This is a genomic window from Geobacillus sp. ZGt-1 (genome assembly GCF_001026865.1).
Taxonomy (GTDB): domain Bacteria; phylum Bacillota; class Bacilli; order Bacillales; family Anoxybacillaceae; genus Geobacillus; species Geobacillus thermoleovorans.
In genome coordinates, this window is record NZ_LDPD01000008.1 from 93,092 (window position 1) to 100,484 (window position 7,393).

Below are 7,393 nucleotides of genomic sequence, written 5' to 3' on the forward strand. Positions count from 1 at the left end.
GGGATTGATTCCAAAGCGGCGGCGGGAGCTGGCCGAACAGCTCGGGAAAACGGTCGTGGAGCATTTGGTGACGCCGGAAGGATTGCGGCGCAAACTCATGGATCCGTCCTTTACGGCCGAGATGGCCGAGTGGGGGCGGGAATGGCTTCGAAAGTGGCTTGCGCGCAAAGAAACGCCGGCTGAGTTGCTTGAACGCCTCGGTATTCGCTCTCCCGCCGAGCGGCTCGAAGCGATGGCGGCCGAGCAAGCTGAGCGAGCGTATGAACGGTGGAGCGAAACGTGGCGTCTGCGGCCGATACGCGATGTATTGCCAGCGGAGTTGAAGCAGACGATGGAAGCGCGCGTCGAAAGTCTAGCGGGTTATTTGGCCGACAGGACGCTTGACTACTTTCGCAGCGAGGAGGGAAAGCAGCAGATTTCCAGCATGATCGAGCGTTTTTTCCAAGAGCGCGGGATGGTTGGAAATATGCTGCAGACGTTGCTTGGCAATGTCAATTTCGTCGATAAGGTGCAGGCGGAGCTCGGTAAATTTTTGCGCCATGCTGGCACAAGAGAGGTGCTCTCCCGCCTTCTTTGGACGGAGTGGAACAAATGGTTGGACTATCCGCTCGCAACCGTGGAAGAGATGATCGGCCGCCGGCGCATCGATGAAGCGGTGCGGTCGGCTGCCCGCCGCTTGGTGCAAAGCGGCGGCTGGCTGCATCGCCCGCTTGATGAGCTGATCGCTCCGTACGAGCAACCATTGTTTGACCGCCTCATCCCGCAGGCGGCGGCAACGGTCAGCTGCCTGTTAAGCGACAAAATCGAGGCGATTGTTGCACAGCTTGGGTTGGCGGATATTGTCCGCGACCAAGTGGAGTCGTTTTCATTACGACGATTGGAAGCGATCATTTTATCGATCGCCCGCCGTGAACTAAAGATGATTACGTATTTGGGCGCTTTGCTTGGCGGGCTGATCGGCGCCGTTCAAGGCGTCATTGGCTTATGGCTGTAGGCTGTGGCATATCGCCGCCAGATGGCGCATACGTTAGAACGTGAACGATATTCGTATAGGAGGCTCTTTTTATGTCTGAACCCCTTCATGCGCTCGCTAGACAGCTTGAGCAGGCGATTCGGGCGAGCGAGCCGTTTCAGCAGCTGAAACGGGCATACGAAGATGTCCGCCGAGATGAAACCGCCTATCGAATGTTCGCGAATGTCCGCGACATCCAGCTTCAGCTCCATGAAAAACAGATGCGCGGGGCGGCCATTTTGCCTGATGAAATCGAACAGGCGCAAAAGGCGATGGCGCTCGCCCAGCAAAACGAGAAACTCGCCCGCCTGATGGCGCTCGAGCAGCAAATGAGCATGACCATTGCCGAGGTTCAGCAAATCGCCATGAAGCCGCTTGAGGAGTTGCACCGTTCATTCATGGAAGGAAGATAGGAAAAACACCCGGTCGGGTGTTCTTTTTTTGTCCGTTTCGTCATAGTCATGAAAATGATAAGGAATGCAAAGCGGCCGCCAGCTTGCTGACGGCGGCAAGAGAGGTTGAGACGGACAAAAGGGGGAGACAGCCGTGTATAAGCTGTTGGCGCTCAACATTGACGGAACGATTTTAAAAAACAACGGCCGCCTGCCGCGCGAAACAAAAGAGGCGGTCGACTATGTGAAGAAAAAAGGAGTTTATGTTACGTTAATCACGAGCCGCAATTTGCTTTCCGCCCGCAAAGTGGCGAAAGCGCTGCGGCTTGATGGGATGCTCATTGCATTCCAAGGAGCGATGATTGCCAGAACGCTTGATGATAGGCTGTTTGACGCCGTGATCCCTGAGGAGCGGACGTTTAATATCGTGCAAATTTTGGAAAACTTCAACTGCAACATCCGCCTCATGCATGAGCGGTATTCGCTCGGCAATCGGAAGAAAGTGAAGAAAAACCTTGTCGTGCAAACGGTTCTCTCCTCAAGCGACCCGTTTTTCTATCCGACCCAATTTGTCGATTCACTTGGCGATGTGCTGATCGACGAACCGATCGCTGTGCCGAAAATTGATGTATATTTTGCTACAGACGAAGAGAGGGATGCAGCGGCCGCTTTATTGACGAAATCGATTCCGTCCATTGATATGATTATGCAGCCAAACGGAAAAATGGAAATTGTCCCGCAAGGAGTGTCTAAACTCGCGGGGTTGCGCCGGCTGGCTCAACATATCGGCGTATCGTTGAAAGAAACGGTGATGATCGGTGACGGCCTTGACGATTTGCCGGCGATTGAAGCGGCTGGGCTCGGCGTCGCCATGGGGAACGCACCGCTTGAGGTGAAGCGGGCGGCCGACTGGGTGACGCGTTCGAACGAACAGCTCGGCGTCGCCTACATGGTGAAAGAACATTTCCGCAAACAGCAACGGATCGAGTTTTTGCAAAAACTCAAAACGAAACAGTAAGCAGCTTGAGCGGGGAGCGAACCGTGAGCGGACAACTGGCGCTTGCCGTTTTCACGAAAATCATAAAAATGAGGCCGGAGCGAATGCCCGGCTTTTTTAATCTAGTTGGCCGGGCGAGAGTCATTTCCATAAAGTCGGCGGCAAAGGTGCATTCTTCCGCTTGACGAAGGAAACAGCCGTTCAGTACACTGAAAGAAGTTTGAAAGAAAAGGTGATGAACGTGCGGATCGAAATTCAAGGACTGCCGCATCCGGAACGGTTTCAGCGCCCGCTCGAAGTGATGACCGAGCTGTTCTTCGAAGCGCCGGAGCTGTCGCTCGCGCCGCTTCCCGAGGCCGATATGGCCGTTATGTTTTCCGTCAAGAAAGACGGGTGCATCGCTGTTTCTGGGACGCTTCTCGACAAGACGTCCGGGCGCGTTGAGGAAGCGAGTCATGAATGCAGCACGCCGGCGGATGCTGACGGGAAAACGTACGAAAAACAGCTGAAAAACGCCGTTTTGCATGTCTATTTGACGTTGCTTGAGCGTTCTACCGGCCTCATTCAGCCGTGGGGCGTGCTGACCGGCGTTCGTCCGGTCAAGCTGCTTCATCAGCTTTTGCGCTCAGGCCTTTCGAAAGAAGAGGCGCACCGGAAGCTGGCTGAAGAGTATTTAGTGACAAACGAAAAAATCGAATTAATGCAAGCGATCGTGGATCGTCAGCTCACGGTCGTTCCGGATTTATACGATTTGGCCCACGAAGTGAGCATCTATATCGGCATTCCATTTTGCCCAACGAAATGCGCCTATTGCACATTTCCGGCGTACGCCATCAACGGCCGCCAAGGGTCGGTCGACGCCTTTTTGGCCGGCCTTCATTACGAAATGGAGGCGGTCGGCCGCTTTTTGCGCGAGCGCGGCATCCGCATCACAACGATTTACTATGGCGGCGGGACGCCGACGAGCATTACGGCCGACGAGATGGACCGGCTGTACGCTCATATGTATGACGTATTTCCAGACGTCGACCGCGTCCGCGAAATCACGGTCGAAGCCGGGCGTCCGGATACGATTACGCCGGAGAAGCTCGAAGTGTTGAAAAAGTGGCGGATCGACCGCATCAGCATTAACCCGCAATCCTACATTCAGGAGACGTTAAAAGCGATCGGGCGCCATCATACGGTCGAAGAGACGATCAACAAGTTTCATTTAGCAAGGCAAATGGGTATGAACAACATTAATATGGATTTAATCATCGGACTGCCCGGCGAGGGTCTGGCGGAATTTACGCATACGCTCGCCGAGACGGAGCGGCTCATGCCGGAATCGCTCACCATCCACACGCTGTCATTTAAACGGGCGTCGGAAATGACAAAGAACAAACAAAAGTACAAAGTCGCCAGCCGCGAGGAAGTGCAGGCGATGATGAAGGCTGCCCAAGAATGGACAAAGGAACACGGTTATGTCCCTTACTATTTGTATCGACAAAAAAACATTCTCGGCAACCTTGAAAACGTCGGCTACGCGCTGCCAGGTCAAGAGAGCATATACAACATTATGATCATGGAAGAGCAGCAGTCGATCATCGGCCTTGGCTGCGGGGCATCAAGCAAGTTTGTCGATCCGAAAACGCGGAAAATCACCCGCCAGGCGAACCCCAAAGAGCCGAAAGTGTACAACGAGCATTTCGCCGAATATACGGAAGAGAAAATCAATATATTAAAGGAAATATTTGGATAAATAACAACACCCCGGGAACAACCCCGGGGTGTTTTGATTAGCGGTGAAATAAAATGAGCTTGCCGCTGGCATTGACGCAACGGTGTGTTTTGTCCCAACAGCCGCGCTCGCGCAGCTTTTGTTCACCGATTTTTTTCGCTTCTTCATCATTGGCTGCTTCAAACGTTTCATCGAGCAATTTTTCTCCGTCGCGCTCAAAAGCGGTCAACGTATACATCGGCATGTCACCATCTCCTTTCGCTGAATCATCATTCATTTCTCTTTCATTTAGAGGTTTGATAGGCAAATTCCTGCTTCTGTCTGAAACTTTTTTTGAGACTGCACGTTTTAATAATGTGGATGGAAAATTTGTTTTACGTTGGGGGAATGTGGATGAGTTTAGAGATCATTGAGGTGACGAAACGGTTTGGTCAGGCGACGGCCGTCGACCATTTGACGTTGACGGTTCCAGAAGGGGAGATGTTCGGATTGCTTGGGGCGAACGGAGCGGGAAAAACGACGACCTTTCGCATGATTTTAGGCCTTCTGCTCCCGACGGAAGGGGTGATCCGTTGGCAAGGCGAACCGATTGATTACTCGAAAGGCCATCTGATCGGCTATTTGCCGGAAGAGCGCGGGTTGTACCCGAAGCTGAAAGTGCAAGAGCAGCTTCTGTATTTAGGGCGGTTGCGTGGAATGAAGAAGACGGATATTCTTCCAGAAATCGACCGCTGGCTTGAGCGCTTCCATATCCGCGATTATGCCAACAAGCGGGTGGAGGAGCTGTCGAAAGGCAACCAGCAAAAAATCCAGTTTATGTCCTTCTTTTCGCGATGTATATGTTTGTTTTGATGTATGGAGGAATGATTGCGACGGAGGTGGCGACGGAAAAATCGTCGCGCGTGATGGAAATTTTAGTGTCAAGCGTCCCGCCGGTCCAACAGCTGTTTGGCAAAATCATCGGCGTTGCTCTTGTGAGCTTGACGCAATTTTTCGTTTTTTTCGCCGTCGCTTTCGCCGCGTTAAAAACGAGCGGGCAGGAAGTGTGGCGTTTCCTCGGATTTGACCACCTGCCGGCATCGATATTTGTGTATGCACTCGTTTTTTTCTTGCTCGGTTACCTCTTGTATGCGGTGCTATTTGCCGTGCTCGGTTCGCTCGTCAGCCGGGTCGAAGATGTGCAGCCGGCGATTACGCCGGTCATGATGTTGGTTGTCGCTGCATTTATGATCGCGATGTTTGGCTTGAATGCGCCAGAGTCGGCGTTCGTGACCGGCGCCTCGTTTGTTCCCTTTTTCGCTCCGATGCTCATGTTTTTGCGCATCGGCCTCGTTTCCGTGCCGGGGTGGGAAGTGGCGCTTTGCCTTGTGCTTTTAGCGGCGACGATTGCCTTGCTGATCTATTTTGGCGCCAAAGTGTATCGAGGCGGTGTGCTGATGTATGGGCGAATGAACATTTTCAAGGATATAAAACGGGCCATTCAGCTAACAAAAAAATAAACAGCGTGACGGGGCGTTTGGGCCAATGTTTCCTTGCCGTTTCGGCAAGGCTTTCTTTTTGACCTCTAACCGTTATGATATACTAGAAAGTACGTACAGAGAAACGGAGGAGAACGAAGTGGCGAAAGGCATCATCCATTATGAGGTTGGGGAACAAGTTGATCTCTTTTTGCTCATCAAATCAGCAACGAAAGGCATCGCCAGCAACGGCAAGCCGTTCTTAACTTTGATTTTGCAAGATAAAAGCGGCGACATTGAAGCCAAACTGTGGGATGTCTCGCCGGATGACGAAGAGCGGTATGTGCCGGAGTGCATCGTCAAAGTGGCGGGAGACATCCATAACTACCGCGGCAAATTGCAGCTGCGCATCCGTTCGATCCGTCCTGCTCATCCGGGCGATGCCGTGCGCATCGATGACTTTTTGGAGAAGGCTCCGCTCGGCCGCGAGGAAATGAAGGCGAAAGTCATGGAATACATATTTGCGATGGAAAATCCAAACATCCAGCGCATTACCCGCTATTTGTTGAAAAAATACGAAAAGGCGTTTTTTGAGTATCCAGCGGCGACGAAAAACCATCATGAATTTATCTCCGGACTGGCGTACCACGTCGTGTCGATGCTCGAGCTCGCCAAGGCGCTCATCCATCTCTATCCGTCGCTCAATAAAGATTTGCTTTATGCCGGCGTCATTTTGCATGACCTTGGCAAAGTGATTGAACTATCCGGTCCGGTATCGGCGGCGTATACGCTTGAAGGAAATTTGCTCGGACACATTTCGATCATGGTGAGCGAGATCAGCAAGGCGGCGGAACAGCTCGGCATTCAAGGTGAAGAAGTTGTCATTTTGCAGCATCTTGTGCTCGCGCATCATGGCAAGGCGGAGTGGGGCAGCCCGAAGCCGCCGCTCGTCAAAGAAGCTGAGGTGCTTCATTACATTGACAATTTGGATGCGAAAATTACGATGATCGACCGCGCGCTCGAGAAGGTGAAGCCGGGTGAGTTTACGGAACGCGTTTTTGCCCTTGACAACCGCTCGTTTTACAAACCAGCGTTTTTGTCTGTTTCAAAGCCAAAAAATCCGGGTAGTAAAGAGTAGGGGCGGAAAAAGGGGGGGATGATCATGATCGAACCGATCATTGAAATCGTCCCGACGACTCAGTATGAACAGGCGAAAGAAGAGTTGAACGAGCTGCGCCGACAGTGGAAGAAAGCGAAGAAGAAAACAAAGAAGAAGCGAAACGAAGCATAAGCGTTGTCCCTAAGAAAGAGGCGGCTTTCCCGCCTCTTTCTCCATGCATACTGCCCCCTTGTTGCGCGTATAGTGTACTAAGTACAAGACAAGCATACAAGGGGGAATGGCGATGCTCAGTTTGCCTTGGTGGGTGTATTTGGTTGTTGCCGGCATTATTTTCAGCGGCTATATGACCGTAAAAACGGCGGCGCGTGAGCGGGAAATCGACGAAGCATTCATTGAAAAAGAAGGGGAGATTTACATGGAGCGCATCCGAAAGGAGCGCGAGCGGCGGAAACAAGCGAAGTCCTTGCAATAGCAGGGGCTTTCTTTTTTTGGAAGATTTCGTTTGAAAGCGTTTTTTTTGAAAAATTCTCTTTCTTTTTTTGCGAATCGTGCTAGGATAATAATATCAATGGACTACCAGGAGGCAAAGTGAGGGATGACAATGAAACGCGCGTACAACTTCAACGCCGGCCCGTCAGCGCTGCCGCTTCCGGTGCTTGAACGGGCGCAAAAAGAGCTGCTTAATTTTCAAAACA

General features: G+C 52.0%; 8 protein-coding genes and 2 pseudogenes. 9 read left to right on the forward strand and 1 reads right to left on the reverse strand.

The window, feature by feature from the left end; genetic code table 11:
* The 4 genes from VU18_RS02665 to VU18_RS02680 all read left to right on the forward strand — a co-directional run.
* A partial coding sequence (locus VU18_RS02665) for a DUF445 domain-containing protein (RefSeq protein ID WP_047757625.1) occupies nucleotides 1-994 on the forward strand: 994 nt, incomplete at its 5' end.
* Nucleotides 995-1,065: 71 nt separating this feature from the next.
* A complete protein-coding gene (locus VU18_RS02670; RefSeq protein WP_021322507.1) occupies nucleotides 1,066-1,425 on the forward strand; it encodes a YlbF family regulator in 360 nt (119 codons plus the stop codon).
* Between the two features lie 133 nt (nucleotides 1,426-1,558).
* Nucleotides 1,559-2,422 (forward strand): Cof-type HAD-IIB family hydrolase, encoded by an 864-nt coding sequence (locus VU18_RS02675; RefSeq protein WP_011230145.1) that lies wholly within the window; start codon nucleotides 1,559-1,561, stop codon nucleotides 2,420-2,422.
* Between the two features lie 214 nt (nucleotides 2,423-2,636).
* Complete coding sequence (locus tag VU18_RS02680; RefSeq protein WP_031206558.1) at nucleotides 2,637-4,142, forward strand: coproporphyrinogen III oxidase; 1,506 nt, start codon at nucleotides 2,637-2,639, stop codon at nucleotides 4,140-4,142.
* A 37-nt stretch (nucleotides 4,143-4,179) separates the two neighbouring features.
* Here VU18_RS02680 and VU18_RS02685 read toward each other — a convergent pair whose 3' ends face one another.
* Nucleotides 4,180-4,365 (reverse strand): YhzD family protein, encoded by a 186-nt coding sequence (locus VU18_RS02685; RefSeq protein ID WP_014194986.1) that lies wholly within the window; start codon nucleotides 4,363-4,365, stop codon nucleotides 4,180-4,182.
* Nucleotides 4,366-4,514: 149 nt separating this feature from the next.
* Here VU18_RS02685 and VU18_RS02690 point away from each other — a divergent pair.
* The 5 genes and pseudogenes from VU18_RS02690 to VU18_RS02710 form a co-directional block, all read left to right on the forward strand.
* Nucleotides 4,515-4,943, forward strand: a pseudogene (locus tag VU18_RS02690) (ABC transporter ATP-binding protein); the annotation flags it as partial.
* A pseudogene (locus VU18_RS02695) lies at nucleotides 4,928-5,620 on the forward strand (ABC transporter permease); the annotation flags it as partial. The pseudogenes VU18_RS02690 and VU18_RS02695, both read left to right, overlap by 16 nt.
* A 118-nt stretch (nucleotides 5,621-5,738) precedes the next feature.
* The gene (gene yhaM / locus VU18_RS02700; protein ID WP_011230150.1) at nucleotides 5,739-6,716 is read left to right on the forward strand and encodes a 3'-5' exoribonuclease YhaM; all 978 of its coding nucleotides are present in this window, start codon (nucleotides 5,739-5,741) and stop codon (nucleotides 6,714-6,716) included.
* A 24-nt stretch (nucleotides 6,717-6,740) separates the two neighbouring features.
* The gene (locus tag VU18_RS02705; RefSeq protein ID WP_014194989.1) at nucleotides 6,741-6,869 is read left to right on the forward strand and encodes a hypothetical protein; all 129 of its coding nucleotides are present in this window, start codon (nucleotides 6,741-6,743) and stop codon (nucleotides 6,867-6,869) included.
* Nucleotides 6,870-6,981: 112 nt separating this feature from the next.
* The gene (locus tag VU18_RS02710) at nucleotides 6,982-7,170 is read left to right on the forward strand and encodes a sporulation YhaL family protein (RefSeq protein ID WP_011230152.1); all 189 of its coding nucleotides are present in this window, start codon (nucleotides 6,982-6,984) and stop codon (nucleotides 7,168-7,170) included.
* Nucleotides 7,171-7,393: the final 223 nt, after the last annotated feature.